At 60.0% G+C, this 26,950-nt stretch carries 28 protein-coding genes; 27 read left to right on the top strand and 1 reads right to left on the bottom strand.

The window, feature by feature from the left end; genetic code table 11:
• The first annotated feature begins 13 nt into the window (after positions 1 to 13).
• From HWX00_RS34360 to HWX00_RS34340, 5 genes are all read left to right on the top strand, one after another.
• Positions 14 to 430 carry a hypothetical protein gene (locus HWX00_RS34360; protein WP_175028040.1) on the top strand — a complete coding sequence of 139 codons (417 nt, stop codon included), beginning with the start codon at positions 14 to 16 and terminating at the stop codon, positions 428 to 430.
• The gene (locus HWX00_RS34355) at positions 423 to 2,540 is read left to right on the top strand and encodes a type IV secretion system DNA-binding domain-containing protein (RefSeq protein WP_175028041.1); all 2,118 of its coding nucleotides are present in this window, start codon (positions 423 to 425) and stop codon (positions 2,538 to 2,540) included. The genes HWX00_RS34360 and HWX00_RS34355 overlap by 8 nt, the downstream gene beginning before the upstream one ends.
• Positions 2,541 to 2,546: 6 nt before the next feature.
• Complete coding sequence (mobF, locus tag HWX00_RS34350) at positions 2,547 to 5,441, top strand: MobF family relaxase (RefSeq protein ID WP_175028042.1); 2,895 nt, start codon at positions 2,547 to 2,549, stop codon at positions 5,439 to 5,441.
• A 411-nt stretch (positions 5,442 to 5,852) separates the two neighbouring features.
• The gene (locus tag HWX00_RS34345; protein ID WP_058904079.1) at positions 5,853 to 6,377 is read left to right on the top strand and encodes a cupin domain-containing protein; all 525 of its coding nucleotides are present in this window, start codon (positions 5,853 to 5,855) and stop codon (positions 6,375 to 6,377) included.
• A 186-nt stretch (positions 6,378 to 6,563) separates the two neighbouring features.
• Positions 6,564 to 7,355: a VUT family protein gene (locus HWX00_RS34340; protein ID WP_226194328.1), complete on the top strand. Its 792-nt coding sequence runs from the start codon at positions 6,564 to 6,566 to the stop codon at positions 7,353 to 7,355.
• Here the strand turns inward: HWX00_RS34340 and HWX00_RS34335 are convergent.
• The gene (locus tag HWX00_RS34335; RefSeq protein ID WP_077175804.1) at positions 7,352 to 7,960 is read right to left on the bottom strand and encodes a helix-turn-helix domain-containing protein; all 609 of its coding nucleotides are present in this window, start codon (positions 7,958 to 7,960) and stop codon (positions 7,352 to 7,354) included. The genes HWX00_RS34340 and HWX00_RS34335 overlap by 4 nt on opposite strands.
• A gap of 283 nt (positions 7,961 to 8,243) precedes the next feature.
• On the opposite strand from HWX00_RS34335, the gene HWX00_RS34330 reads away from it, so the two are divergent.
• The 22 genes from HWX00_RS34330 (at position 8,244) to HWX00_RS34225 (ending at position 26,934) form a co-directional block, all read left to right on the top strand.
• Positions 8,244 to 8,495 (top strand): hypothetical protein, encoded by a 252-nt coding sequence (locus HWX00_RS34330; protein WP_137910251.1) that lies wholly within the window; start codon positions 8,244 to 8,246, stop codon positions 8,493 to 8,495.
• Between the two features lie 722 nt (positions 8,496 to 9,217).
• Entirely contained in the window at positions 9,218 to 9,715 is a 498-nt protein-coding gene (locus tag HWX00_RS34325) for a lytic transglycosylase domain-containing protein (protein WP_058904075.1), read from the top strand.
• Between the two features lie 565 nt (positions 9,716 to 10,280).
• Positions 10,281 to 10,679 carry a hypothetical protein gene (locus tag HWX00_RS34320; protein WP_053526833.1) on the top strand — a complete coding sequence of 133 codons (399 nt, stop codon included), beginning with the start codon at positions 10,281 to 10,283 and terminating at the stop codon, positions 10,677 to 10,679.
• A 12-nt stretch (positions 10,680 to 10,691) separates the two neighbouring features.
• Positions 10,692 to 10,979, top strand: a complete 288-nt coding sequence (gene traL / locus HWX00_RS34315) for a type IV conjugative transfer system protein TraL (protein ID WP_058904073.1) — start codon at positions 10,692 to 10,694, stop codon at positions 10,977 to 10,979.
• Between the two features lie 4 nt (positions 10,980 to 10,983).
• Entirely contained in the window at positions 10,984 to 11,595 is a 612-nt protein-coding gene (locus HWX00_RS34310) for a type IV conjugative transfer system protein TraE (RefSeq protein WP_058904072.1), read from the top strand.
• Positions 11,592 to 12,338 carry a type-F conjugative transfer system secretin TraK gene (locus HWX00_RS34305; protein ID WP_226194326.1) on the top strand — a complete coding sequence of 249 codons (747 nt, stop codon included), beginning with the start codon at positions 11,592 to 11,594 and terminating at the stop codon, positions 12,336 to 12,338. Before HWX00_RS34310 ends, HWX00_RS34305 begins: the two co-directional genes overlap by 4 nt.
• Positions 12,331 to 13,653, top strand: a complete 1,323-nt coding sequence (locus HWX00_RS34300) for a TraB/TrbI/VirB10 family type IV secretion system protein (RefSeq protein ID WP_175028043.1) — start codon at positions 12,331 to 12,333, stop codon at positions 13,651 to 13,653. The genes HWX00_RS34305 and HWX00_RS34300 overlap by 8 nt, the downstream gene beginning before the upstream one ends.
• Positions 13,646 to 14,488, top strand: coding sequence for a hypothetical protein (locus HWX00_RS34295; protein WP_175028044.1), 843 nt, complete (start codon positions 13,646 to 13,648; stop codon positions 14,486 to 14,488). Before HWX00_RS34300 ends, HWX00_RS34295 begins: the two co-directional genes overlap by 8 nt.
• Entirely contained in the window at positions 14,485 to 14,913 is a 429-nt protein-coding gene (locus tag HWX00_RS34290) for an HNH endonuclease (protein ID WP_175028045.1), read from the top strand. Before HWX00_RS34295 ends, HWX00_RS34290 begins: the two co-directional genes overlap by 4 nt.
• Complete coding sequence (locus HWX00_RS34285) at positions 14,910 to 15,071, top strand: hypothetical protein (protein ID WP_175028046.1); 162 nt, start codon at positions 14,910 to 14,912, stop codon at positions 15,069 to 15,071. The genes HWX00_RS34290 and HWX00_RS34285 overlap by 4 nt, the downstream gene beginning before the upstream one ends.
• 34 nt (positions 15,072 to 15,105) lie before the next feature.
• Positions 15,106 to 16,080 (top strand): DsbC family protein, encoded by a 975-nt coding sequence (locus HWX00_RS34280; protein WP_226194325.1) that lies wholly within the window; start codon positions 15,106 to 15,108, stop codon positions 16,078 to 16,080.
• Between the two features lie 2 nt (positions 16,081 to 16,082).
• On the top strand, positions 16,083 to 16,769 hold the full coding sequence (gene traV / locus HWX00_RS34275; RefSeq protein WP_175028047.1) for a type IV conjugative transfer system lipoprotein TraV: 687 nt from the start codon (positions 16,083 to 16,085) through the stop codon (positions 16,767 to 16,769).
• Positions 16,770 to 16,783: 14 nt separating this feature from the next.
• Positions 16,784 to 19,378, top strand: a complete 2,595-nt coding sequence (gene traC / locus HWX00_RS34270) for a type IV secretion system protein TraC (protein WP_175028048.1) — start codon at positions 16,784 to 16,786, stop codon at positions 19,376 to 19,378.
• 2 nt (positions 19,379 to 19,380) lie between these two features.
• Complete coding sequence (locus tag HWX00_RS34265; RefSeq protein WP_226194324.1) at positions 19,381 to 19,749, top strand: TrbI F-type domain-containing protein; 369 nt, start codon at positions 19,381 to 19,383, stop codon at positions 19,747 to 19,749.
• Between the two features lie 500 nt (positions 19,750 to 20,249).
• A complete protein-coding gene (locus tag HWX00_RS37075; protein ID WP_244131207.1) occupies positions 20,250 to 20,474 on the top strand; it encodes a S26 family signal peptidase in 225 nt (74 codons plus the stop codon).
• A gap of 118 nt (positions 20,475 to 20,592) precedes the next feature.
• Positions 20,593 to 21,195 carry a type-F conjugative transfer system protein TraW gene (gene traW, locus HWX00_RS34255; RefSeq protein WP_175028078.1) on the top strand — a complete coding sequence of 201 codons (603 nt, stop codon included), beginning with the start codon at positions 20,593 to 20,595 and terminating at the stop codon, positions 21,193 to 21,195.
• Between the two features lie 23 nt (positions 21,196 to 21,218).
• Positions 21,219 to 22,154 carry a hypothetical protein gene (locus tag HWX00_RS34250; protein ID WP_175028049.1) on the top strand — a complete coding sequence of 312 codons (936 nt, stop codon included), beginning with the start codon at positions 21,219 to 21,221 and terminating at the stop codon, positions 22,152 to 22,154.
• The gene (gene traU / locus HWX00_RS34245) at positions 22,151 to 23,197 is read left to right on the top strand and encodes a conjugal transfer pilus assembly protein TraU (RefSeq protein WP_175028050.1); all 1,047 of its coding nucleotides are present in this window, start codon (positions 22,151 to 22,153) and stop codon (positions 23,195 to 23,197) included. The genes HWX00_RS34250 and traU overlap by 4 nt, the downstream gene beginning before the upstream one ends.
• The gene (gene trbC, locus HWX00_RS34240; RefSeq protein WP_175028051.1) at positions 23,194 to 23,982 is read left to right on the top strand and encodes a type-F conjugative transfer system pilin assembly protein TrbC; all 789 of its coding nucleotides are present in this window, start codon (positions 23,194 to 23,196) and stop codon (positions 23,980 to 23,982) included. The genes traU and trbC overlap by 4 nt, the downstream gene beginning before the upstream one ends.
• 182 nt (positions 23,983 to 24,164) lie before the next feature.
• The gene (locus HWX00_RS34235) at positions 24,165 to 25,268 is read left to right on the top strand and encodes a hypothetical protein (protein WP_226194322.1); all 1,104 of its coding nucleotides are present in this window, start codon (positions 24,165 to 24,167) and stop codon (positions 25,266 to 25,268) included.
• On the top strand, positions 25,265 to 26,545 hold the full coding sequence (locus HWX00_RS34230; RefSeq protein WP_058904060.1) for a conjugal transfer protein TraN: 1,281 nt from the start codon (positions 25,265 to 25,267) through the stop codon (positions 26,543 to 26,545). Before HWX00_RS34235 ends, HWX00_RS34230 begins: the two co-directional genes overlap by 4 nt.
• The gene (locus HWX00_RS34225) at positions 26,542 to 26,934 is read left to right on the top strand and encodes a hypothetical protein (protein ID WP_175028053.1); all 393 of its coding nucleotides are present in this window, start codon (positions 26,542 to 26,544) and stop codon (positions 26,932 to 26,934) included. The genes HWX00_RS34230 and HWX00_RS34225 overlap by 4 nt, the downstream gene beginning before the upstream one ends.
• Positions 26,935 to 26,950 lie beyond the last annotated feature (16 nt).

Below are 26,950 nucleotides of genomic sequence, written 5' to 3'. Positions count from 1 at the left end.
TGCTGAGGCGCACATGCCACGATCAAGTCACGCCAGCAAAGGCAAATCCGAGCGTATCACCCTTCGTTTCGATAGACCCACCAACGAGTTCTATCGCAGAAAGGCAAACGAGGCTGGCGTTCCGGTAGCGGAGTTTTGTCGTCAAATCCTCGTTCGCGGGATCGTGAACGATAACGTCGAACAGATTGAAAAGCGGCTGAACGCGCTGCTCTCCGCTATACCGATTTCCGCACAAGCGGCGAACGGCCAAGCCGCACATGCCGGTGGGAATTCTTCCCATCTGCTTCCAACCGATCTTGTTCGAGCGATCTATCTCTGTCGCGAGGTGCTGACGACAATCGTCAGCGACAGGAACATCCAGTTCCTACATCAGGCACAGGATCGTGCCGAGGCCGCCACCAAGAAACTGCTGGGAGAGAGCAATGGCTGATCAACGCTCGCCCAACGGTTTTGCGACTTTTTCTCGGGGAACCGCCCTCTGGTGGCAGCAGGCAAAACTCCTCACCAGCGCGGTCGTGGCGGTGGTCATCGCGGGCATTCTCGTCGGCGCGCTGGCCGGCGGCGCATACCTGTATTTCGTCACGTCGGCCGAAACGCGCTATTTGGCGGCCAAGCACGTCGAGGCTGAAATCCTCACCGTCGTGCCCATGGCCAATCCGAACGTCTCGTTCCACTTCGGCAGCAACGACACGGAATTGCCGCCAGCCGCCGCGCTGTCATTTACCGACGATGCCGCCGAAGAGTTTTTCGTCTATGCGCGAAATGCCGCCCTGTACGCTGTTCTTACCGCTATAGCCGTGACGTTTCTTTCCGTCCTGTTCTGGATGGAGTACGGTCGCGGAAAACTCGCCGAGAAGCAGGTTCGCGGTGCAAGGCTCGTCAAACCGAAAGCACTGGTCAAGGAACTGGAAAGCCGAGACGACGCCAGCCCGTACCGCATCGCCGGCGTGCCGATGCGCAAGAAGGCCGAAGTGCTCGGTACGCTCTTCGCCGGTGCCCAGGGTAGCGGCAAGTCTCAGCAGTTTTTCGCGCTGATGGAGCAGGTCCGCGCCAACAAAAAGCGAGCGATCGTCTATGACCCGTCGGGCGAGTTCACGGCTACCTTTTTTCGGGAAGGCAAGGACATCATCCTGAATCCGCTCGATGCGCGCAGTCCCAACTGGAACGTGTGGCGCGAAATCCAGGGTGAAATCCATTACGACGGGCTGGCAGAGGGGCTTATCCCGATTCCGCCGAACGTTCCGGATCCGTTCTTCGCCATCGCCGGGCGCATGGTCTTCAAGGGCGCGGTCCGTGCGCTCGGTGACGACAACAAGCGAACCAACGCCGCGCTGTACAAGGCCATCGCCCACAGCAATCTGGACGAATTACACGCCATCCTCGCGAACGAGTCTGCCGCCACTTACGTTGATCCGATCACTGAGCGTACGGGCATGAGCCTCAAGATGACCGTGCAGAACCAGCTTGATTGCTTCCGCTACCTGCATGACGAAGGTGAACCGTTTTCGATCCGCGAGTGGATTCAGAATGAGGACGAAGACGACGATTCCTGGCTGTTCATTACCGTCAACGAAGAGCAGAAAACCGCCCTACTTCCGCTAATCAGCCTCTGGTGTGACATCGCAATCCGCTCGCTTCTTGCGCTCAAGCCGATTCATCGCGAACGCCTCTGGTATTTCTACGACGAGCTCCCTACGCTGCAGAAACTGGAGATCATGAAGCTCGCCGTGACGAACATTCGCAAGTTTGGCGGTTGCTTTGTGATCGGCATCCAGGATTTCTCGCTACTCTTCTTGATCTATGGCGAGCACCTTGCGCGCACGATCATCTCCGGATGTCAGACCAAGCTCCTGTTGCGCGTGACCGACGGTGACGCCGCCAAGGCGTTGGCCAACGCGATCGGGCAGGCTGATCTGGACGAGAAAGAGGAAAGTCTCAATCTCGGGATCGATGAGCGTCGCGACGGTATGAGTGTCTTCGCGCGCCGTAACCTTCGGGATCTTGTCCTCTCTTCCGAGATCTTACGTCTGCCCGACATGGAGGGCTATCTGGTTACACCCAGCGATTACCCCGTCGCACGGGTGAGATACAAATATACGCATCGGCCCGAAATTGCCACACCGTTCATTCCCCGTCGGACTTTTGACACGTGGCTTACTGCACACGCCGCACCCGGTGGCCACGCGGCGCTGTCGCCGCCCGCACCCGGTTCCGCGGCGCCGGCAGAAACTGCACCATCCCCGTCACCCGCGCCAACCGACGCGACTGCGACGTCTTCGTCCGCGGAGCAATCGGTGCCATCCGCAGGCTCGTCTGCCGCGAACAAAATGCCGGCAGCTGCGGCGTCCCGTGCGGATGACGTTGCGGCCACGTCGACCGGCGCTGAATCGGACCCGGCCACTTCGAATCTGGTTGTGCTGGCGACGGGTGAAGTCGTGGACGGCGACACCGGCGAGGTTCACGGTGCGTCGACTCCCCGCGAACCGGGTGCCGGCCAACGGCCGACCGGCCGCGCCGGTCTCGGTGACTTGTTGGGGTGACGCGCGATGATGAGCATGCACAATGTCGGCAGCGCCGGCCAGGCACTCCACTATTTTTCGAAGGATAACTACTACACCACCGATCAGGGGCTCGAGCATTCCGCCTGGTTCGGCAAGGGTACGGCCACCCTCGGTCTGAACGGGCAAGTCGATCGCAATGTGTTTTTCAAGCTGCTGTCTGGACGGGTCGGAGACCAGCAGCTTGGTCGAGTCGTCCTGGACGAGAATGGCGAGCCCGAAGTTGTACATCGGCCTGGGATAGACTTGACCTTTTCGGCACCGAAGAGCGTCAGTATCGCTGCCGAAGTTTTCGAAGATCGCGACGTCCGTCTCGCCCATGAAGAAGCCGTCAAGGAGGCGCTCAAGTACGTCGAGGCGTATGTCGCGCAGGCACGCAAAACGGTCGATGGCGAGACGCTTGTCGAACCGACCGGCAACGTTGTAGCCGCCCTCTTTCGCCACAATACGAGCCGCGACCTCGACCCCGACACCCATACTCATGCGCTGATCATGAACGCCACCCAGCGCTCAGACGGCGAATGGCGATCGCTGACCAATGATGAGCTGTACGTGCAGCAGAAGGTGATCGGCGCCGTCTACACTTCTTCGCTCGCACGCGAATTGCAGAAGCGTGGCTATGCCATTACTTCGCCGGACAAGAACGGAAACTTTGAGTTGGTCGGCATCACCCGAGAGCAGATCGAGCACTTCAGCCAGCGTTCCGCCGCGCGCGACCGATGGCTGCGTGCAAATGGGATCGATCCGACGAGCGCGACGCCGGCGGAGAAGGAGCGCGCGGTGTTGGCCACCCGTGAACGGAAGGTTGGTGTCGACCATGACGCCTTGTCAGTTCAATGGCGTGAGCGCGCACAGACAGTCGACCTCGACTACAGCGTCATCCAGCAGAAAGCACGCGAGGCGCGGGAAGCGGGAACGGATGCACGGGTCGTCAAGTTGTCCGGTATCGAGGCCTTGCGGTTTGCAGCGTCTCACCTTGGTGAGCGCGAAATCGTGCTGAACCAATATGACCTGGTCAAAACCGCGCTGGAGCACGCGGTCGGGCGAACGTCTCCAAATCAGATTCTCGATGCGTACAAGAAGCTGGTCGATCAGGGCAAGATTGTCGACCTTCCGGACGGCAACATCACCACCGAGAAGATGCTCAACACGGAGCGCTGGACGGTCGAAAATGCGCTCGCGCAGCGAGACGCGACGCCGGCGATAGCGCCAGCCGAACTGGTCCGGTCCAGGATCGAACAGGCCATCGCCGCCGCGCGCGTGGAGCGGAACGATCCCACCTTCGACTACACCCCAGGCCAGCGAGGTGCGATCGAGCATGCACTGACTAGCAAAGACCGGATCGTCACGGTTCAGGGTCTCGCCGGCGTGGGAAAAACCACGATGGTCAAGGGAACCGTCCAGGTCGCGCACGAGCAGGGCTGGCTCGTCCGAGGGATGGCGGCTACCGGCCAGGCTGCCAAGCAGCTCGAGAACGATTCGGGTATCAAGGCCGATACGGTGACGATGTTCGAGATCCATGAGCAGCGGCGCCAGGATGATCTGAAGCTGCTGCGCGAGTATGTACCGGACTTGTCGCGGGAGCGCGAGCTCTGGCTTGTCGACGAGTCGTCATTCCTCGCCCAACGGCAAATGGCGCGCCTATTTAAGATGGCGGAACGAGCAGATGCGAAGGTCATTCTCCTCGGAGACCGCCTCCAGCTGCAGGCCATCGAAGCAGGTAAACCGTTTGAGATCCTGCAGGACGAGGGCGTGGCCACCGCTCAGATGACCCAGATCCAGCGCCAGAAGAATCCCGAGCTGCAGCAGGCAGTCGCGATCACCGTGGGCACAGCCGACCTTGCGGTAGATGAGCCCCTCACCGACCTGAACCTCGCTCGCAACGCTCGCGCCTTTGACTTCCTCGAGCAAGCTGGGCGCGTGACAGAACACGACAATCCGCAAGACCTGATCGACCTGATGGCGCGCCAGTACGTCGACCGGGGACCGCGAAGAAATCAGACCATCATCATCACACCGTTTAACGAGGATCGCGTCGAGATCAACAATGCGGTTCGGGCTGAACTGCAGGCGCACGGCGAGCTGGATGTCAACGACTCGGAGCACACCATCCTCCGGTCCGACGGAGACATGACCCGGGCGAAGCAGAAGGAGGCGCAGTATTACACCAGGGATATGACCGTCCGGTTTGGTCGGGACTATCAGAAAATTCTCGCGTCCCGCGGCGAATACATGCGCGTTGAGGGTACTCGACCCGACGAGGGTATCGTCGTTCTCCGGAAGTCCGACGGCTCTCTAATGGAGTGGGAGCCGAAGAAGTACAACCGGGTGGAGGTGTATCTCTCGGAAACGAGGAGTCTTGCCGCGCGTGACGTCATTCGCTTTACCCGCGGCGACGAGCTCGTCAAGAATGGCCACGAGGCGACCGTCGTTTCTGTCCACGAGAACCAGGCGGTCCTACGGCTGGCGGATGGCAAGGAAATTCCCTGGGATCTAGACGCGCAGCGCCATTGGGATCATGCCTATGCGGCGACGGTCCACGCGGGCCAGGGCGCAACCCGCGAGCAAGCCATGCTGCATATCCCCGCACACAAAATGGAGCGTGATCCGGAAGATGCTCGGCGCCAGTCTGACGTCGCGATGACGGTGCGTCGTATTTTCGGTGACCGCAGCTTCTATGTCGGCCTCACGCGGGCCGTTGACGACCTCCAGATTTTTACGACCGACGCAATTCTTGCTCGGGCGGCCGTATCACGTCACCAAGATAAGTCGAGCGCCATCGAAACGCTGCGTGAGCATGAGTTGGCAGAGCAGACGAATGACCGGCCGCAGCGCCAGCGACGCCAGCAAGCTGCCCAGCAGATACAGATCGAGCCGGACTGACGTTGCAGCGCGCCCTGCAGGAACCCGGTTACTTTGTTGGGCTGAACCAGGTCGAGAGACGCCGATCAGTCGCCGGCTAGTTCTCAAACCGCAATAAATCGAATCGAAAGAACGCAGTGGGAGTCTCCAATACCCCTTTCGATCTGCTGACGGCTGATCGATGCAGAGATCGTCGAAAGACCAAGCGGTAAAGGATCCAAAATCGAGGCCGATATCATCGTGTAGGATCAGCAGCGGTACTATGGCCCTGGCGCCCGCGGTCTCACGATGTTGTATAAATTTCAACTAACACCACATCGTATGTTTGCAAAAAAGAATAAATTTATTAGTAGAGGGTCGGTGGCAGTGGTCGCACGAGTCACTGTCGTTTCGGTTTTTGTAAATTGCTTCATGATACCTGCAGGAAACGTAATGTCGAAGACGAAAAGCATCAGCAATCAGCAGTCTAGCGAATTCTGGAAGGAGAAGCTGGGTCTCGAACCTCACCCCGAAGGGGGGTATTTTCGATACGTTTTTGGCTCGGATATTTTTCGAAAAACGGCAAGTGGTACTGAGAGGAAAAATTACAGCGGAATATATTTCATGGTGACGCATGACAGCCCGTCACACTTTCACCAAATGGTATCCGATGAAATTTGGTACTACCACGCTGGCGATCCGCTGACGATGCACTTCATCGATGAGAAGGGTGCATATGGGACAGTTCGTCTCGGCCCTAACGTCGAACATGGCGAGGTACTCTCGACTGTGATGCATGGAGGATGGATTTTCGGGGCGTCGGTTGATTCAGGTGATTACACTCTCGTCAGTTGCGCTGTTGTGCCGGGCTTTGATGATGCTGACTATAGAATTCTTACTCAGGCCGAGTTGCTGGAAAAATATCCGAAATATCGAGATATTATCTTGAAGATGGCGTACCAGAACCTCCCAAAGTGACGCGAGCGTTCGTGTTTCGAGCGCGGCCGGCGGTTCTTTCGTTTGTTTGGCGGATCGATTTGGAAAGGCTTAGTTATGGTAATGGCAAATAGTATCCCGAGATGCCAAGTTGAGGCGATTCTCCCGAAGGATGGCGAAAAGCGATTTTCGGTCGCAAGAGTGCGAGTGAATGATACGGGCATTTCAATGAAACTCCCCGTTGGGAAACTTCTAGAGGCAGACTGGATCGGCAAATTCTCTGCCAATGATGTCGCATTGCTCGCTACCGTAAATGCTAGCGATGTCAATATCCAGAACATCACCGAGCGAGTGCCACACTTTCCATACGGAATTATTTATCTTACGGCGCTTTTCAGCGTCATGTTGGTCACCACCAATTTAATCGGGGATAGTATTACCACCATCAACCTACCTTTCCTCCACGGGTACAGCGTTCTTTTTCCTACGGCGCTTGTCGTTTTTCCGTTGACATATTGTTTTGGGGCCTGCATCACGGAAACGTATGGCTTCGTCGTAAGCAGGCACGTGATCTGGGGTGCGTTTTTAGTGAACATACCGGTCATTTTGATTATTCTCTCGCTTGAGAAGGCCGGATGGCTAGGCGGCAGCGTTCTTGGGGTGTCCCATCAAATGATGCGAGCGCTTGGCGCGTCGGCAGTTGGATACTTCGCGGGCGAATTGTCTAATTCCCTGGTTGTATCTCGGTTGAAGATCGCACTAAAAGGTCGCGCCTTGATCCTTCGGTTCCTTGCTGCGAACGCCGTCGGAGCAGTTGTCGATAGCGTTTTGTTTGGAGCACTCTTGTTTTACGGTGTAGTGCCGTTGATTGTGCTACTCAAGATAGTGCTTGCTCAAATTACGATAAAGATGCTGTACGAAATGGCGTTCTCTGTCTTGTTTTCAAGGATCGTGCTCTGGATAAAGTCGCGTGACGGTGTCGATTACTATGACTATAAAATCAATTTCGCTCGCGGCTAGCGGCCCATTATAATCTCCAGAACCTTTCCGATGATCGCTTGCTCATTTATCAATATCGGGCGGCGCTTAGACGTCGATTCAATGTCGTATCCGATGAGCCTTTCGCCATCTGTCAATTTGACGAAGGTATAAGTTTGTTCATCCACTTCAACAAGTGCCAAGTCGCCGGAATCAAGAGAAGCGTAATCTCCTATGACAAGGGTGGCGTTGGGCGGCAGCGGTTCAGTGCGGCTCTTGGGGGCGAGTGCAATCGCAAACCGGCTCGAATTTGCGTTCGATACCTTGATCCAGAGCTGATCGTGGCGGGGAGCTGCGGATGCTTTTCGAGCGTCGCGTAGACTCCGCTGCTCATAGACGGGCACGAACCCCCTGCTCTCCTCGCCGAAGAGGGACGACATCGGAACGGCGAAAAACCTGGCGATCGCCGAGATCGTGCTCAGTCGCGGATCGATAGTTTCACCAGATAAAAGGCGGCTTAGGGTCCCCCGGTCAAGTTCGATCGCACGCGACAGTTCCGAGTCGTTGACCCCGGCCTCCTGCTGCAGGTGCTTGACGGTTGCCACAAAAGTGGCCGCTAAGCTTGTAAGTTCTTCTTTTTTCTTCACGCGCTATACCCGACCCTATTTTTTGTTCAACGAAGGAGTTGAAAATTTTCAACATCCTGTTACAGTTCGTAACGTCATTTGCTGGTCGACTGATCGGCGCGGGTCTCGGTAGGAGGACAAGATCAAAGGCCTCCCAATGCGCCTTGCAAAATATGTTGTTTTGCAATGCAAGTCATGTTCTAATGCAATGCAATAAAGCGAATGTTGGTGGAAATTGACCCGAACCATCCGAATCGGTAGCTATCGCTTTACTATCCTCCAGTTGAGCACATTGGAGGGTGGGTTGAGCAAGATTACTGAGGCCGAATTTCGGGATGCGGCGAAGAACAACGCTATCAAGCACGCGTCGGTGTTGCGCACGGATAAAGGCTATCTCTTCGTCGTCGAACTGTCGTGGAAGGAGGGGCTGCACACGTTGTACACGTTCCGCAATGAACCGAGGACGTGGGCAAGCCTGGATAGCATGATGAAGTACTTTGAGAAGCACGAGCTGAACGTAAATGTGATCACCCTGCAGTGGAATCCGAAGGGGTGAGCGGTACGAACGAGACGGATCGGGATAAGGGTATTCGGCGTCGGTCTTACCAACACGAGCCAGACACGGCCACTGGGTCACTCGTTCGGAAGCGTAGTGAGTTCTTAGCGCTGCCCGCGTATGACTAGCCGTTTTGTAGTACGCGATCTTGGTCATTGACCGCCGTGGGTTTTGATGTAGACAACAAAGGATGTGCGGCGTTGCGGATCTCCTTACGTCGCAAATTCGGAAATGATCCGAACATTCATGTCTCTGTCGTGCAGTTGTAGTTAATTAAGACGGACATACAGGGTGCGCCAACACCCTATATGCCCTGACCACAAGCAAATAGCTGGGAAAGCTGAGAGAGACCACTCGTGGCTACAGATATTGTACGTCAATCCTTCGGGCTTGACGCGTTCGATGCGTCCCTTTTTCGTGGGACGACGATGCGCTTCTTACCCCTCGCCGGAATGCCACCGGTGAAGAGGGCTTTCCTTCGCTGCGCATGCTCAGACTTCATTCGCAGCCACGTATTTCGCCCTGCGGGTCCGGTGCCACGCTTCTATTCAGAAGCGCATGCCTTTTGCTCAATGTTGCTCTTTCGGTACGAGTCGCCTTGGCTCGTATCCCGCCTGTCGCTTCCTTCTCTCAGTGCCTCGACTGCAGGCGGTCTCGTAGCGTCTCGGGCCAACCCGGTTCGCTACGTTTTTTATTCCGTGCGTCGCCGCCCACTGCGTGCGATGCGCACCTTCTGCGGGGCGCTTGCCGCCGCGATTGCCCTGCTCGCCGCGCCGTCGGCGACCGCCGACGTTTGCAAGGGCAATATCTTCAATGAGGCCGCAGCCCTCTATCACCTGGATCCCGATCTCCTGCGGGCGATAACCTGGGTCGAATCTCGTGGCATGCCCGGCGCGGTTGGGCCGCGCTTGCCCGACGGCCACAGGGCTTGGGGGGCAGCGCAAATCAACGATGTTCATCTTCCCGAGCTCGTGAGCTACGGCGTTACCCAACGCGACCTCCTGAATCCATGTGTGAACCTCAAGCTCAGCGCATGGGTGCTCGCCAACTGCATTCAGGCCAAGGGCGCGACTTGGGCCGCCGTCGGTTGCTACAACACCGGGCCAGGTTCCACGAACACCGCCGCTCAGGCGCGCTATGTCCGGCTGGTGCAGCATGCCTATGCCGGCTACCGCGCCCAGTCGACGCTCGGCAAGGTCTCCGCGGGGGGCACGCGATGATGCGCCTTGTCCCTCTTCTTGGCCTTATTGTCGGGACGCTTGCGCAGGCCTGCTTTGCGTCTTCCCGTCTTCCGGACTACGACGTCACGCAGATCGGTGAACCCGGCTCCGGCCGCTACGTGTTCTGTTTGGGCGACACGTGCCCTGAACCGACGATCAAGCACCGCGCGGCGCCGACGTCTGTCGTTCAAGAGAATCTATCGCTCCCTTCATCGGCGGCGGAAAACCAACCCATTCGAGCGCTTCCCACGCCGATCGCCACCCACCACCGATCCCGGCACGCGCGAATCCGACATGTCCACCGAGTCGCGAAGGTGGCGAATCGGACGCTTTGCACGGCTGGCGACACCGTCGGCGCGGTGCCGAAGAATTTAGCGGACCGTTAGTCCGCGCAGCTGACCGATTCACCACTCGACCAAGGAGGATGTTAGGTAGTACGTAGTCCGTAATAAATGATTGATTGTCCGTTTAACTACTCTCTCCCTGAATCGTGCTCGCGCTGCCCATAGTGGCGCGAGCACTACACCCGGCCCGCGCTGCTGGCTACCCACCACATGAGGACTAGATGAATACCGCTCAATTCAACCAGCTCGAGATGCTCGAATATCGAGCCGCGAGCGCCCTCGTTGCATTCGAGGATCGCGTGAAGGCGCTGCTGCAGAACCCCGAAGTGCGTGAAACGCTGAACTTCATCGCTGCCGTGATGCTCGCCGTCACGCTGATGATGGTCGCACGCTACGCGTTCGGAACGGACGGCGCAGAGTTCCAGCAAGGGTCGACAACTGTAGAAGGTTGGGCAAAAGGCAACCCCGGTAAGACATGTGCCCTTGCCGGCGTGTTGTGGGGAAGCGTTCGAGCGATGTTCGTGAAGGACTACGGTGCGTTTGTCATTCCGTCCGGTATCGGCATCGCGGTCGGCGTGATCGTCGGCATCATCGACGCAAGCTACACCGCGACGATTTGAGCGGGGGCGGCGATGTCGGATGATCTCAGTCACTACGTGCCCAGTCGCCTTGACGACCCGGAGAAGTTTCTGTTCTTTCGCAAGGATGTAGCAGCGATCGGCCTTACTGGCACGATCGGCGGTGTGTTGCTCAACCACACCTTGCTTGGCCTTGTCGTGGGCGTTGCGCTCGCGGCGGTTTGGCAGAAGTTCAGCTCCGGCCAGCATCCCGGTATGTCGGCTCACGTCATGTACTGGGTATTGGGTCAGCCGGCGCCGAAGAAGTTTCCGCCGTCCGATCTTCGCGAACTGAACGGGTGACGCGATGACCCCCGGTAAAGCCGCCCAATCACGCGAAGCGCTGCAGGCCGAGAACCGCTTTCTGAAGAAAGTACTGCTCGGAAACGGCACCACCAGCGTAGTCATCGCGCTCGTCTGCGCATGGCTGGTCGTCACGCAGCGCGTCATCATCATGCCGCCAGCCGTTCGCGGCACCTACGTCATCGGGGCCCGCTACGCGAACGACCAGTACCTCGCCGATCAGGCCGCGTACGTGCTTTCTCTTTCCAAAAATGTCACGCCGACCACCGTCGACAACAACGTACGGATTCTCCTGTCCATGGTCGACGACGATCGGCGCGCCGCGCTCAAGACCGAATGGGAGGCCGACGCGCTGCAGATCAAGCACGACGGCGTGACGAACGTCTTCGAGCCGATGGGGGTTGGTGAGGTGGACTTCCGCAACAAGGCCGTGAAGGTCACCGGCACCTTGACCACCTACATCTCCGGCAAACGCACGAGCTCGGAACAAAAGACCTATGAGGTCTATTTCGGAATCACCGTCTTCGGCCGCTTGGTCCTCCTCGACATCCGAGAAGCCACGCGCGGCAAACAAGGCGTCGAGCCGCTGGTCACAACGGAGACCCCCGCATCATGAAATTTGCCTTCAATCGACTGCCGCTGAAAAAGCGCGCGGCCTTCAGGCCGCGTCTCGTGTTTGCCACCGTGATGTTGCTGACTACCGCTGGTGCGCACGCGATCCAGGTCGTCAAGGGAGCGGATCGGCAGCCGCAGCAGGTCTCGATCTCCGCGGCGGAATACAACGTTCTGTCAATGTCCGGGGGGCGCGGCTTTTCGAAGATCGTGCCTGCCGTACCTAACTCGATCTCGTGGACGCAAGACGGTGGGAAGCTCTGGCTCATGCCCGCAAATCCCACCGCGCTGAACGAGTCGATCACGGTGTTCGTGATCGATGACGCGGGCACCACCTACCGTTTGTTGCTCGTACCTGGTCCGCGACCGGCCGAAGATATCCGTATCGAACCGCCTGCAGCGCGCTCGACCCAAGCGCTCCACGCATCGGCCTTTCAACGACGGGTGAAACTCATGATGCTGGCGATGGCCGGTGGTCGGGGGGCACCGCAGCTGTCGTACACGTCGGTCGACACTGTCGTGCCGCTCTGGAAGGAGGCTGTGTTGACGCTGGTCCGGCAGTACAGCGACGGCGATTTCATTGGCGAGACCTACACGCTCTCGAATACCTCCCACAGTGACATGGCCATCGACGAGCGCGAACTATATGCGCCGGGCGTGCTCGCCATCGCGATCGAGAACGCAAACCTGCCGGCCGGAGCCAGCACGATCGTCTATGTCGTTCGTGAGCGAGGCGACCATGAGTGACGTCAATCAGGCGACCAAGCACCGCCAGCGGATCCTGACGGTGGCTGTTTTCGCCGTGCTCGCCGGCCTCTTCGGTGCTGGCATGTACTTTACCCAGAGCGGGCCGGCCAATCGTGAATTCACCACGAAGGTTCCGTTTACGAGTCTCGGCGATCAGAACGATCGCAATGCCTGGCGGGCTCACTCCGAGGCACAACTCGCTGAGCTTACTCGCAGGATGTCGAGTATCGATTCGCGCGCCGACGATGCCGTGTCGCAGATGAAAGCCTTGTCGAAAGCGCAGGAAGAGCTCGGAAAGCGAATCGACGCGATGAAGAGCACGCCAGCAAGCACGCCGGCTACCGCGTCAGGAACAACGGCGGACCGCGCGGCGCTGGACAAGCCGATTCCCCTCAACGGAGCCCCGGCCAAGACGGGGGCGATCCTGAACCCGCCGTTCGGCAAACCCGGCAAGCTCGGTGTCGATATGGCTGGAGGCCCTCCGAAGCTCGACATCATTCAATTCAATACACCGACCGGCAACGGGGCCGACTGCGTCGACCCCCGCTACTCGTCGTTGCCGTTGGATCAGGCGACACGCGCACAGCAGGACTGCCTGAAGGCCAACGGCAAGAAGAAAGTCAGCTTCATCCCGGGCTCCTCGTTTGTTCGCGTATTCATGATGAACGGTGTCGACGCGCCAACGGGAGGTGAGGCGCAGCACGACCCGCTTCCGGTGTTCCTCCAGGTATTGGACCCAGCCAATCTGCCGAACAGCCGCAAGCTCGACATCACTGAGTGCCGGATTCTGACGCAGGCATATGGCGATGTGTCCAGCGAGCGCACTCACATGCGCGGCGAAACGCTCGACTGCATCCTGAAGAACGGCCGAACCGTGGAAATGCCGATCAAGGGCAACGTGATGGGCGAGGACGGCAAGGAGGGTGTGCGAGGTCGGCTCGTCTCGAAGGCCGGATCGGCATTGGCCATGTCGGTGTTCGCCGGTATCTCGTCCGGGATTGGGCAAGCGTTCAATCAGTCCGCCAACACCCTCAGCAATACCGCCCTTGGGTCGACCTCCATTATCAATCCGAGCCAGGTCGGCCGTGCTGCTATCGGCAGTGGCGTATCTGGGGGCGCCGACGCTCTTAAGCAGTACTACATCCGCACGGCTGAGAAGCTTTTCCCCGTGATCGAAACGGACGGTGGTCGCATTGTCGAGTTCGCCGTGACAAAGGGAGCCGAATACGACGGCGCCCTCTCCGATATCAGCAACATCAACGATGGCCTGGCCAACGATGGCCGTGCTAACGATGGGGGCTACACCGATGACTGATGAAACGAAGAGCGTGACCGTCGCAGCGTTCGAGGCCGCAATGCAACGGTGTGCGGACGAAGCGGAGCGCGAAGCGTCGTTCTCGCAGGATGGAGACGGCAACTACCACCAACCGGAAATGCGCCGGGCGCTTGCCGGTTGGCTCGGCGCGGCTTCGCTCATTACCGAGCACGTGCGCGGATTCGCGGATATCGGTGCCGATCGATTTCGAGGTGATCCCGCGTTTCAATCTGGCTTCCTGGAGTTTCTTAAGCAAGCTGCCGATCTGCTGGACCTCTCCAGCAACGAATTCGGTTCGTCAGCCGTAACCGACGCGAATCCGCTGACAAGTGCGGCAGCGTTCGACGACGCGGCACTCGACGGGTTCAACAGTGTGTTGAAGGCAAAGATGGCGGTGGGCAGAGCCCAGGGGCGTGCCGGCTGGTGGAGCGCGCAACGGGATGACCTGTCGACGATGTTGCGCTCGCACGTCGACAAGGGCGACCCCATCGATATCGGCCTGCTCGCCATGATGCACTGGTACAAAGGCGAGGCCGTGGCGCCTGCCCCTGCGCCGCCCGAGATCGTTGCCGTCGGCGAGCTCACGAAGATTTCCAGCAGTCCGGTCATGGGTGGCCAACTCGACATCAGGACATCGGCCGGTGCCATTGGCATTACCGGCTTTCCGAACGAACTTGCTCGCGAGTGCAAGCCCTTGCTCTGGGAACAGGTGGAGATTGTGATCCGTTCCACGGCAGCAGAGCGACCCGCTGCGGCCGTCAAGGTGGGCGCAGGCGCGGATCGCGAGGCCGTCTGTCACGATTCTGCCGCTCCTTCATTGGAGCAGAAAGCGTGAGCCGACTGACGAAAGCCCAGCGCGAACGGCTCCGGCGCAAATACGACGGACGTTGCGCGTACTGCGGAATGCCATTGCCCGATCGTTGGCATGGCGACCATGTAGACCCGGTTGTACGCGCGGTCGAGTCCAAGCGTACCGCGGATGGCCAATGGAAGCTTGTGAGCGGCCCGTCCAGGCATCCGGAGCGTGACGTCGAGTCGAATTACATGCCGTCCTGTCCGCCTTGCAACATCAGCAAGGGGCAGATGTCGCTCGAGCAGTGGCGCCAGTCGCTTATGAAGCATGTCGCCTCCCTCAACGCGTATCACCCGATCTATCGCCTGGCGAAGTGCTACGGGTTGATCGAGGAAACCGGGGCGCCCGTCGTCTTCTATTTCGAGCGTGTAGCCGCGCGTGCGGTGACTTTTGGAGAAGGTCAGTGAACTCTCCGCGCCACTATCAACTGATTCCCTGTCCATTCTGCTACCGCGAAGCCGCCATGCGCGTGTCGGAAGGGATGTTCGGTGGGAGCTGCGTCGAGCTCGCGTACGCGGATGAGATCAAGCGCCGCGCCGACCTTTGCATGATGGTGCGGCGATGACCGAGTCCAGCAAGATCAGGTGTCGCGACCGCACGTGGTTGACCCCTCTTCCCTCGTCGGCACCCACGTTCGTCGGCGGCACCTTATCCTCAACATGCTCAACGATCCAATGAAACAGGCCAAATTCACTTTCGCTCTTCTGATGACGACGTGCATCGCGTGGGGGTGCACCACCCAAGGTACGTCCACCGTGCCGGCGCACGTCGCCGGGCCAAGCTCTGAAGTCGGTGTCACGGCGTCCGCCGCTCAGGGTGCCACGTCGCAGATAAACCCGGCCGATCCGAACGTTGATCCCGGGGTTGCTGCGCTCAAGGCAGCGCTTCATGCACGCTACCCGGCGACCCAGTTTCGCGAGGTCGCCGCCTCGCCGTCGGCCGGCATCTATGAGGTCGTGATGGGTAACAAGGTTGCCTACACGGACGTCACCGGGCGGTACTTCCTGTTTGGCCACCTCTTCGACATGGTGACGCAACAGGATCTCACCGTGCCGCTCGAGCAAGCACTGCAGAAGGTGCGGTTCCCGGCCGATCGGCTTCAGGACGCGTTCGTCGAGGTTCATGGTACCGGCCGCCGCAAGCTCGCGATCTTCGATGATCCTGATTGTCCCTACTGCCTGGCCTTGGAGGACGACCTCTCCAAGCTCAAGGACGTCACGATCTATCGATTCATGTATCCGCTCGAATCGATCCATCCGCGGGCCCGCGCGCATTCCATAGCGATCTGGTGCGCCGAGGACAGGCTTGCCACTTGGCACGCGTGGATGCCCCTCGCATTGTCGCGCTGGATGCGCGATCAAGGATCGGCTGCGACTGGCGGCGCTGGCAAGAAACCTGCACCGCCGCGCGTCGAGCCGAAGCTCGTGTCGTGCGCAAATCCCATTGATGCGAACGAAGCGCTGGCAGCAAGCATGGGCATTTCTGGCACGCCCGCACTTGTGAGCGAGGACGGGCGGGTGCTGCCTGGCGCAGCCAGCGCCGAAGCAATCGATCAATGGCTCGGAGCGAAGTGACCATGAAAAGCAAGATCAAGCTCGTCACGCTTTACGCCCTTCTCGGTCTGACCGGCTGCAGCTTCAGCGGATACGACGCGAGTTCGCAATTCGCCTGCAAGGCGCCCGAAGGCGTGCTTTGCAGCAGCATGTCCGGCATCTATGCCAACGCGATGGCGCATAACCTGCCCGATCAGCGCGTTCATACAGGCGCCGGCGCGACGACGAATATCGCACTCGGCAGCTATGCCGGAGATCCCGGCACTGGCACTACATCGAGCGCATCGGGTGCTCCGGTCAGTGCCAGTTCACGCCCGCTCGTTGGCGCCGCCGGGATTCTCCCGAAAGCGCTCGATAGCGGCGCTCCGGTTCACACGGCTTCGCGCGAAATGCGCATCTGGTTCGCGCCGTGGCAGGACGCGGACTCCGACTTGCACGATCAGGAGTACGTCTATCTGATCGTCGATCCTGGCCACTGGTCTATCGCGCACAACCAGCAGCGCATCCAGGCCGCGTTCCGGCCGGTGATGCCGCCGACACCTGCGCCGGATGTTGGCAGCAGCGTCAGCAAGGCAGCTACCTCTAGCTCCAACACGGATTCGACGTCGGGTTCGATCTCGAGTGCCGATCGGGTCATGCAGGGAATTCTCACGCCCGCCGGCGCAGTCGACCGTGCAGCGGCTGCGATGCCTGCAGCGACGGACCACTGATTCAGGAGCCATCGATGAGCACCTTGCAGGCCTGGATCGATGACGCGAAATCGCTCGCGCGAACAGCGATCAGCGAAGCAATTCTCGGCACCGAGGATGATCTCGGACCGCCCGCCCCCGTTGCCGCGGACCAGCGGCGCATCGAGACCGTCGGGCTTCATAACCTGCTGCCGTATGACCAGTACGACCCCGCCACCGAGCTCTACTACAACACGGATTCGGTTGGCTTCGTGCTCGCGGTTGCACCGCAGACCGGCGCCGACGCGGAGTTGACCCGCAGTCTCCACGGCCTATATGACTCAGTTCCTGCCGGCTATGGGCTCCAATGGATGCTGCTGGGCGACCCCATCATCGAGGAGTCGTTGAACGCCTACGTCGATCTTCGGCGCGAGTACGCCGAAGCCGGACGTGCGCCCTCGTTCTATCTGGAACAGGCGGAGCGCCGCGCCGCGTTCATCCGCGGCAAACTCGGCCAGCCGCTGTTTCTTGGCCAAAACTACTCGATCACGGACAAGCGGCTGTTGCTGTCGATCGTGCGCAAGGGCTCGCTCGACGATCTGAAGCTGATCGAAGAAATCCAGAATGTTCGCGACGTCGTCGCTGCGACGTTGAGTTCCGCAAGCCTGGCAAGCCGTACTGCGGAGCCAAACGATCTGATGCGGTTTCTCTGGCCGATCCTCAACCCCAGTGCGTTCTTTGGCGATGGGGCTGAAACGATCGATCAGACGTACAGCGACGACAAGCCCATACGTGACCAACTGACGGCTTTCGGTCACCACATGCGTGTGAAGGCGAAGCATTTGCTTTATGGAGTGCCGCCCGAGGATGCCGACGAGCCCGACGCGCGCATCGCCGTGCGCAGCTTCGGCGTCCATCAGTATCCGAGTAGCAAAGAGCTGTGGGAGATGAACAACATCGTCGGCTCGCTCTTCAACGATGTCCATCAATACCCCTGCCCGTACCTGATCACGCTCGGCGTCCTTCTTCTCGATCAGACTGCCGTCGAGACACGGGCCGCTTTGCGTAGCGCTCGCGCGACACAGAACGCCGAGTCTAAGATCGCGAAGCTGCAGCCGGAACTTGCCCTGCAGAACAGGGACTGGAAGGCCGTCTCGATGCAGCTCACGCAAGGCGGCTCGATGTGTGAGCTCTATCACACGCTGACGCTCTTCGCCCCGCGCAAGAAAATCGAGCAGTGTGTGGCGGCCGCGAAGGGGATCTGGCGCTCGGAGCGCTTCAAGCTGTTCCCGATGCTGACCCAGCAGCTCACAACATTCCTGTCGGCGCTGCCCATGATGCTGACAAGCGACATGCGGGACGACCTCAAGAAGTTTCGGTTGATCACTACCAAGACCACCGTGAACGCGACCGATATGGCGCCAGTGCTCGGCGAGTGGTCGGGTACCAATGGACGAGCCAACCTGCTCTTTTTTGGGCGCCGCGGTACGCCCGCGCTCGTAGACATCTATTCGAGCGGGACGAATTACAACGGCTTCGTTGATGGTACTTCCGGGGCCGGTAAATCGGTGCTCTTGAACGAGATCATCGCAGCGTTTCGCTCGGTCGGTGGAATCGTGCGGATCTGCGACGTGGGCTACTCGTATGAAAAGCAGATCGACATGGGGCACGGCCAGTACATCGACTTCAAGCCTGGGTCGCGAATTGTCATCAATGCGTTTTCCACTGCTGGCATCGATACCGAAAATGGCCTCGATAGCGAGGTGAAATTCATCCGGCCGATTATCGCGCGCATGGTATCGCCGACCGCTCCTATCACCCCGTTCGAGGGCGCGTTGCTCGATGTCGCAGTGCGCATCGTATGGAAGGACTACGGCCAGGAAGGTAGTCCCACGTTGGTGCGAGACGCCCTGCTTAGCCTGAAGGACCAGAACGGGCAACCCGAGCGCATCGCGTACGAGCTTGCCGTGCGTCTCGAACCGTTCTGCAAGGGGGGTGTTTACGGCGACTACGTCAACGGGCGCACCAACGTACGACTCGACAACGAAGTGGTCGGACTTGAACTCGAGCACCTCAACAGCGATCCCCAACTGCGCACGGTGATCATGCTCGGCCTGACCAATCAGGTTACCAACGAAATGTACCGCTTTGACCGGTCGCGGCCGAAGCTGTTCCTGCAGGACGAGGGCTGGCAGATCGTCGGTGACGATCAAGAATCGGCCGACTTCATGGAAGAAGGGTATCGGCGTGCGCGCAAGTACGAAGGCAGCTTCTTTTTCGCGACGCAGGGGATCACCGATGCAGGGATGAACAAGGCTACGCAGGCCGCCTTCGACAACTCCGCATGGAAGTTCCACCTCAAGCAAAGCGACGACACGCTCAAGAAGATCGAGAAGGGTGATGTGATGGATCTGTCACCGGGGTTGAAGCGCATGTTGAAGTCGCTGCGTCCGGTGCCGGGTCGCTATAGCGAGTTCGTCCTTGTCGACCCGAACGGGGGCACGCACCTGCTGCGCCATATCCCCGACGAATTCACGTTGGCCATGGCAACCACCAAGGGGCCCGACTACGAATTCATGGAGCAGTTGCGTACCACCGGCACCTCCACCGAGGACGCCATCCGCGCCCTGATCCAACCCAAACGGAAATGAACATGCGACACGACCTCGTACTCACCGGCCTTATCTCGATCGGCGCTTCGTTGTTGCTGGGCTCCCCGCTCGTCTACTTCTGGACGCAACGCGAAAAAGTTGCGCCGGTCGTCGTGGTCGATGTGCAGAAGCTCATCAGCGATGAGCAAGAAGCGTTGCTGAAAACCTTCAACAACGGCGATCCCGTCCATATGACGGACGACGCGAAGAACAAGGCGACACAACACGCCGGCGATTACGCAAAGCGCCTGTCGGCCGCGCTGGACCAGCTCGGTGCGCAGTGTGGCTGCGTGGTGATCAACAAAGCTGCCGTGCTTGCAGGTGATGCGCCCGATCTCACGGACCTGATCGCCAAGAGGATCGCCAAATGACTCGTCTCCGGTTGATGGTGCCGCCCCGGCTTTCGGCGCGCACGCGTGGAATAGGAACGGCGCGAGAGCGATTCGCGCCGACCGACGTTGGCGATTATCTGGCCGCCTCGACCAGTACTGGTGCGGCGATCCTTGCAAACGTAACGACGCATGTCGTCTTTTGCCGATCGGCGTGCGCGATGGCTGCAAAGGCCGACCTGCGCGGAGATGAACAGTGATCGCGCTCGTCGCCTACTCCAGCGGCCTGGCTCGCTATCGACGGTTTGTTCGCACCGTCGTCGCCCTGACGATCGTGGCGGCTGTCGCATGGGGCCTCACGCCCTGGTATGGGCTGACGTTCAACATGTCGACTAGTCTGCCGGGGACGCTCTACTTTATCCGCAAGGGCCCCTGTCGGCCGCACCTCGGCGACACCATCGCATTTCGGTGGCACGGGGGGGGCGACCTACCCCGCAGGACTGACCTTCATCAAACACGTGGCTGGTCTGCCTGGCGATGTCGTGCGCGTGATTGGCCGGAATGTCTGGGTCAATCAGACCTATATCGGCTACGCGAAGCCACTTTCACTTGCAGGGATGGCGCTGTTTCCGACCGAGGACGGTGTGATTCCACCCAGACACTACTTTGTTGCCACACCGAGCCCGGACAGCCTCGATTCGCGGTACTCGATCGTCGGCACCGTTCCCCAGTCCGCAATCGTCGGGGAGGCCTATGAAATCTTTTGACCAATGCCGTGTCCTCAGCACCTCGGCCGGCGCTTCGCGAGCCGGCTCCCTTGGTGGCGGCCCGCAACTACGGCCGCGTGTGCGACGCGCAGCAGTCGCATGGATCTCGGCATTGCTGATGGCGGTATGTCCACTTTTCGCAGTCGCGGAGGACTTGGGTGTCGTTGGCCCGACGTATCCGATTGCAGAGCACGACGCGATTGCGATGCTGAAGCATCGTCTGGTTGAACTGCAAGCCAATGGCGGGCTGGCGGCCATCGAGCGCCGCGCACGTCAGCGCGCGCTGCATGACATCACGTCCCTGCCACCAGTGCCGGGAATTTCGACCGTTAGCGAGTACTCGAGTCGATTGATTGATCCGACGGTGACCTACGCAAAACCCGTCACCAATGATGAGGGTGCCGTGATCGTCGCAGCCGGCACGCGTATCAATCCGCTCGACATTGTGACGCTGCACGAGCGCCTGGTGTTCTTCGACGGCCGTGATGCGTCGCAGGTAAAGGCGGTCCAGGCCCTCGCGGCCCGCTCCGGGGATTCAATCAAACCGATCCTGACCGCTGGCTCGTGGCTTGAGCTGACGAAGTCGTGGAAACGGCAAGTGTATTTCGATCAGCAGGGGCGACTTAGCCAGCGTTTCGGGATCACCCGCGTGCCGGCCGTGATTAGCCAGCGCGGTAACCAGCTACTTCTTGAGGAAGAGCCTGCGGCTCAACTGCGATAGCTCAACCCTTCGGAGATTCTGTAATGCCCGACTTCATGACCGTGGATATTACCGACGACGCGATTGCTGCACCGATCATCGCGGACCTTCGGCTCGCCAACGGCAAGGCCATTCTTGCCGCATTCAAAACGGAAGCGCTGCTTCTCGACTACCGGTTCGCGAAGCAGTGGAATCGGGCGCCCATACCAGACGGCGCCATGCATGTGCTCGGTCGCGCCGTAGCTGCAGTCGAGAGTGGGGCGATCGGGAATCTGCTCGCGAAACAAGTCATCGATGCGCTCGAGTATCAGCGCGTCTATATGCATCCCGGACCGTCGACCCCGACCCTCCTGGCTGACGCGCAAAGACGATTTGCCACGATCGCCGGCGACATTCACACGATCAATAGTTTGGCAGCTACTGATGAGCCGGCGCCGTCGAGCGGTACCGATTTTCGGGCGCTTGAGCCGGTCACGTTGACGGTCGATGTCGTCAGCGACCAGGTCATCGTTTCAGGCGAGCAGCAGTTCGCGACCTTCAACTGGAAGGCGGGCTCATGGGGCAATGAAGCAAAGCGCCTGTCCATTCAACCCGAGCGCCGGTCGGTCGGGGATACGCTCCCCGCAACCTACCGTGTGGTCGCCGGTGCCGGCGACGAGACAAGCAGCTCGACAGGTGTCGTTGCAACGCACTTGAGCGAATCAGAGGCAAAGGATCTAATTCGGCGCATTCAGGACGGAGTAAAGGAGTCGCTCGGTATTGGCGTCGCCCCGGACAACATAGGCCAGTTGCAAGAACCCACACCCGTTGGCGACTCCGATGAGCCCCTCCGAACTTCATGGATTGCCGCAACGGTCGAAGTCGTTGTCGGTGCTGTGTCGGAAGCCGTCGGCATTTTGATCTGGCTTGTGCTCGCCCTGGGCACGATCGCCGCTGTCGCGTACGGATTGGTGGAGATTCTCCTCTGGGTGAAGCCATGACCGCGCGCTCGACACGAGTCGCGGGAGCCTTTCGCCGCTACCTGGCCATCGTCACACTGATGCTCGGTGCCCTCACCGTATCCGCGCCGGCGGGCGCTGGTCAGTGCGTTGGCCGATTCGCCAATCCGATCACCGATATCTGCTGGGAATGCGCATTCCCGATGGCCATCGGTAGCGCCACGTTCCTCAATATGGGGCAGGACGACACGCCGAACCCGGGCGGCTTCCTCTGTTTCTGCAACGGCACGTTCGGCGTCAAGTTCAGCTTCTGGGAGCCGATCCGGCGCGTGGACGTCACCCGCTCGCCGTATTGCTTCGTCTCGCTCGGCGGGATCTCGCTGAACCCGGGCATCCACGCGCCGGAGGGGGAGGTGCGCGAGCAGAAGGACGATACCAAACAGAGCTTCTATCAGGTCCACTGGTACACCGATCCGGTCATGTACTACACCGAGATCCTGCTCGACGATCCATGCATGGAGACAGGCAGTTTCGACATGGCGTACATGACCGAAGTCGATCCGACCTGGAGCGACGACGATCTCACCATGCTCCTCGAGCCGGAAACGTATCTGTTCGGTAGCCCGATCGCGCAGGCGGCTTGCGCCGGCGACTGCGTGCTGTCCAGCCTTGGATTCGGCAGCAACCTGCTGTTTTGGTGCGCGGGCTGCAACGGCTCGATCTATCCGTTCAACGGCCACGTTCAGGCGCATGTCTCGGCCATTCAGGCGTCGTCGCTGCTGGTCGAGCGCATGACCGCCAAGCTGCATCGCGAGGGCTTGATGTGGGGAACGACGGGTGACGGCGCGATGTGCGGCTATTACCTGCAGCCCGTGATGGACAAGACCCAATACAAGTACACGATGCTGTATCCGGTCGCGCAAACCGACCAAATCAACGGTCAGTGCTGCCAGCCGTATGGGCGCACGTCTGCCCTCTGGGGCGCCGGCAAAATGATCCCATACACCGGCGAGGACTTCGCCTACGAGATCTTTCGCAAGCGCAACTGCTGCATGGGCGCAAACCTGGGAGATCTCCCGCAATGACACGTCTCCTTCCCTCCTTGGCGGCCGCCGGCACGATCGGGCTAGCTACCATGTCGGTGTCGGCCCAGACCGTCTCGAACGACGCGCTTGCACGCGAGCAGCAACAGATCGATACGACGCGCCGAGCGACCTTCGATGCGGCAGCCAGCGGCACCGCGCGCTATCGCGGCGCGATGCCTTCGTCGGATGCGATTGACGCCGAGATGCGCCGTATCCAGGGCAATCGCGATCGGCAAATGGATCAGGCGGCAGCAAAGGCTGCTCACGATGGCAACGCGTTCCCGAACCTGCCTACGCCGGCGGCGGCCGCCGCCGGTGCAGATCCTCTCGCCGTTGCGAAAAGGTATGAAAGCCGTACGCAGCGCCGTGTAACGGATTCCTTCGTCGCGTTCGCGAGCTTCTCCATGCCCGCTGCCTCGCTCGTACGCCTGGTGAAGACAATGAATCAGGCCGGCGGCACTGTGGTGTTCCGGGGCTTCAAGAACGACTCGCTGAAGGCGACGGCCGCTGAAATGCAGCGGCTGGGGATTGCGTCCGGCGGCATCGTCGTCAACCCGAAGGCGTTCACGCAGTATCGCATCGCCCGCGTGCCCGCCTATGTCGTCACACGCGGTGGAGATGCCAACAGTCAGGTCGACAGCAGCGGATGTGCGCTGCCGGCGTCGTACGTCTCCTTGTCGGGCGACGTGACGCCCGCGTACGCCCTCCGCCAGATCGTCGATCACAGCCCTACCTACGCGGGGATCGCCGAGCGATATCTCCGTGCACTGGGGGATGTCGAATGAACGGATTGCGGGCAACCCTGCGCCGAAGCGCACCACTGGCCATCGCGACCGCTCTAGCTGCGGTCGCCGTGTGCGCTGCTGCGGACGCCCCATCTACCGGGTCTGCGTTTACTGAAGGCCAGTCGTTCGGTAGGTCAGGAATGAATGCGGCTCATGGAAGCATCAGTGGCGGTGGCTCGAACGTGCCGAACTACACGAACCAGGACGGCGAGCTGACGCCGCTGTATGGCGGTGGGCAGGGCAGTCTCGGGCCCGCCGGCTCCGGCAAGGAAGCGGATTGCTCGACGCAGCCAGCTAATCCAAGCGCCTACTGGCGTCAGGAATGCGATGCCGTGAATTACCTCGCGAAGAAGCCGCCCAATCGCATGCCGATCACCGCGAGCGATCCGATTGTGACCGGGAGCAAGGGGACGATCAATAACCCCGGCTCTACGACAAGTTCGCAGGACTGCCGCAACGTGACGTCGACCGTGCCAGCAACCTACCGGAAGGAAACCTGCGAGCAGGCGGTGGGTACACAAACATATACGTGCAACCGCATCAACGATCCGGTCTGCACCGAGCCCTACCAAGGCTGCGCTGCCGGCGGAGTCGTCGAGGGAAGTTTCAACGGCGGGTTTGCCTCGCGCCTGGCATCGAACTCCGCTCTCTGGAACTTCGGCGCGGACACGGGTTATCACGACAACTCGGGCTACAACGGACTTACCGTGTCCGGCTCGATGAGCTTCAGCGTACAGAACCTCGGTCAGATCGGTACCGCAGTCATCAGCCAGATCACGACAAACAATACGCTGCGGAGCGTCGACATCAACGGCGTAACGGTCTACACCGATGCGCCGGACGGCGGTCGCATTCTCCAATGCGGGGAGGCGACGCTGCCGGCGTCGGCCGGCGGGATTGATGGACGGCAGACTACTGGCTATCTTGCTGCCGCTTCGCCTGGTGTGACCTTCACTCACAATTTGGTTTACAACGGCATCCGGAGCGTGTGCTCGGATAAAACTGCGTTCACCGCAGACGGCGGCCTCACGGAGTATCGACCGTTCTTCACATTCGGTAGCGAGTACGAGGGGAACCCCTCGACCATTGCGCCCAACACCGATATCCGCTCGTATCTGCATGAGGGTGTCAATACCGTCGAAATTCAAGCGGCGATCGGTGGGTACGGTTTCGAAGGCGGTGGGCAGGCTCGAGTTCAGCTGACGCTGAACCAGATCTGCACCGCGACTTGCACGCCGAACTGGATCGACCAGTGCAGCTCGTTCGAACAGCGGGCGGCACAATGAAGATCCGCGCTCTCACGTTCGCCACGCGTGCGTTCAGCTTCGTCGGCAGTGTAATGACGGCCACCCTGCTCGCCGCGCCGGTAGCGTATGCCGCGCCAACCTGCCAGCGTACAGGTTCAACCTGCATCGAGCCGGCCGGCACTCGTGTCATCAACGGGATTCCGCTATACCAGGATTGCTGGAATTACCAGGATACCTACGAATGCCAAGCCGCTTCCACCGTTAACGACTGCACGCCATTGCAGCAGCAAGGCTGCGGCCTAGTGAACCAGCAGTGTGTGTCGTACAACGACGCGGTGCCGGGAAGCTGCGACACGATGCAGTACACGTACCAGTGTCTCGATACCCCGGCGCACACAACGACCGTCACCCAATGCACGAACACGATGTGCGCACCGGGTGCCGGATGCTTCTCGTCGAGTAGTGGTGCGGACGGCGCGCTCGGCAAGGTCGTAGCAGGGCTGGAAACCGGGCGCGAAGCTGGCGCCTACGGTGTCGGTGGCGGGAACGTGAACATTTTCAAAGGCTACGACAGCAGCTGCTCGATCAAGGTGCTGGGCGGCCTCGAAATCAAGAGCTGCTGCACCAGCAACGGCGGCGGTGCAGCTTACTCGAACAACGCGATTGGAAGCGCCGCAGTTAGCGCTGGACTGTCAGTTGCCGGAACGGCGGCCAAGCAAGGCATCGCGTTAGGCTCGAAATATGTCTTTGATCAACTGTACGAAACGGTCGATAGCTCCATCGTGAACTCCGGTCTCCTGCAGATGGGTGCATGGGCCGATAGGGCGCTGTCTACCTCCGGCACCTTTGGTGCCTACGGCTTCCAGTTCTCGTTCTCGCTGACCAACGGCGTTCAACTGGCCGACTTCAATCCGTACGTATTCGCGGCCGAGATCGCTGCGCAGCTGATCCAGATGTGGCTCGCCTGTTCCCCCGACGAGCAGGTGCTCAGTCTGAAGCGTGGCCAGAACCTCTGTGTCCAGTACAACCAGGGCTGCTCCAAGCGCGTGCTCGGCGTGTGCGTCGAGGAAAAGAAGAGCTACTGCTGTTTCAACTCGCTGATCGCGAAGCTTGTCAACCAGCAAGGCAAGGCGCAACTCGGCATCCCGTTTGCCGGCTGCGGTGGCTTCACGGCCGACCAACTCCAGCGTATCGACTTTTCGAATATCGACTTTACCGAGTTCGTCAATTCGATCCAGTCCAAGGCCGTCGACGAGGACGCGATTCTGCAGCGCGTGCGGCAATCGATCGGAAGCGGAAAAGGGGTATCCCAATGAAGCGCCTTGTCTGCGCAGCGTTTGCTACTGCGATTTTTGCGCTGCCGGCCGCGGCTTTCGCCGGCAGCTACGACGACTTCAGTGCAGTTCTCATCGACGCGATTGATCACGGGTCAGCGTTTGGCGCGCTGCGTGGACCCGTTGCGGGTTCCCTCATCACCAAGTTGCACGCCAACGGCCCGGTCTACGTCACGGCTCGCCCGATCGGCGACCTGCCGCGGCCTGGCTGCAAGCGTCTGGATGTGCTGTTCGACGTCCGCGGCGTCCAGACCGAGGCGGGCGAAACCAGCGGGCGCCTGGACGTGAAGATGAACTACTGCCGCGATCGAATCCCGCCGATCGGCTTGACGCCGGCGGCGCCGCCGCAACCCGCGGGAGATGCACCGTGACGCAGCACCGCCCACT

It is taken from the genome of Burkholderia seminalis DSM 23518, assembly GCF_902832885.1.
Lineage (GTDB): Bacteria > Pseudomonadota > Gammaproteobacteria > Burkholderiales > Burkholderiaceae > Burkholderia > Burkholderia seminalis.
This window is presented reverse-complemented; position numbering and strand designations above follow the sequence as displayed.

Coding starts and splice junctions, on each gene's coding strand:
- HWX00_RS34360 (WP_175028040.1), top strand. CDS start 14: ATGCCACGATCAAGTCACGCCAGCAAAGGCAAATCCGAGCGTATCACC.
- HWX00_RS34355 (WP_175028041.1), top strand. CDS start 423: ATGGCTGATCAACGCTCGCCCAACGGTTTTGCGACTTTTTCTCGGGGA.
- mobF (WP_175028042.1), top strand. CDS start 2,547: ATGATGAGCATGCACAATGTCGGCAGCGCCGGCCAGGCACTCCACTAT.
- HWX00_RS34345 (WP_058904079.1), top strand. CDS start 5,853: ATGTCGAAGACGAAAAGCATCAGCAATCAGCAGTCTAGCGAATTCTGG.
- HWX00_RS34340 (WP_226194328.1), top strand. CDS start 6,564: ATGAAACTCCCCGTTGGGAAACTTCTAGAGGCAGACTGGATCGGCAAA.
- HWX00_RS34325 (WP_058904075.1), top strand. CDS start 9,218: ATGCGCACCTTCTGCGGGGCGCTTGCCGCCGCGATTGCCCTGCTCGCC.
- HWX00_RS34320 (WP_053526833.1), top strand. CDS start 10,281: ATGAATACCGCTCAATTCAACCAGCTCGAGATGCTCGAATATCGAGCC.
- traL (WP_058904073.1), top strand. CDS start 10,692: ATGTCGGATGATCTCAGTCACTACGTGCCCAGTCGCCTTGACGACCCG.
- HWX00_RS34310 (WP_058904072.1), top strand. CDS start 10,984: ATGACCCCCGGTAAAGCCGCCCAATCACGCGAAGCGCTGCAGGCCGAG.
- HWX00_RS34305 (WP_226194326.1), top strand. CDS start 11,592: ATGAAATTTGCCTTCAATCGACTGCCGCTGAAAAAGCGCGCGGCCTTC.
- HWX00_RS34300 (WP_175028043.1), top strand. CDS start 12,331: ATGAGTGACGTCAATCAGGCGACCAAGCACCGCCAGCGGATCCTGACG.
- HWX00_RS34295 (WP_175028044.1), top strand. CDS start 13,646: ATGACTGATGAAACGAAGAGCGTGACCGTCGCAGCGTTCGAGGCCGCA.
- traV (WP_175028047.1), top strand. CDS start 16,083: ATGAAAAGCAAGATCAAGCTCGTCACGCTTTACGCCCTTCTCGGTCTG.
- traC (WP_175028048.1), top strand. CDS start 16,784: ATGAGCACCTTGCAGGCCTGGATCGATGACGCGAAATCGCTCGCGCGA.
- HWX00_RS34265 (WP_226194324.1), top strand. CDS start 19,381: ATGCGACACGACCTCGTACTCACCGGCCTTATCTCGATCGGCGCTTCG.
- traW (WP_175028078.1), top strand. CDS start 20,593: ATGGCGGTATGTCCACTTTTCGCAGTCGCGGAGGACTTGGGTGTCGTT.
- HWX00_RS34250 (WP_175028049.1), top strand. CDS start 21,219: ATGCCCGACTTCATGACCGTGGATATTACCGACGACGCGATTGCTGCA.
- traU (WP_175028050.1), top strand. CDS start 22,151: ATGACCGCGCGCTCGACACGAGTCGCGGGAGCCTTTCGCCGCTACCTG.
- trbC (WP_175028051.1), top strand. CDS start 23,194: ATGACACGTCTCCTTCCCTCCTTGGCGGCCGCCGGCACGATCGGGCTA.
- HWX00_RS34230 (WP_058904060.1), top strand. CDS start 25,265: ATGAAGATCCGCGCTCTCACGTTCGCCACGCGTGCGTTCAGCTTCGTC.
- HWX00_RS34225 (WP_175028053.1), top strand. CDS start 26,542: ATGAAGCGCCTTGTCTGCGCAGCGTTTGCTACTGCGATTTTTGCGCTG.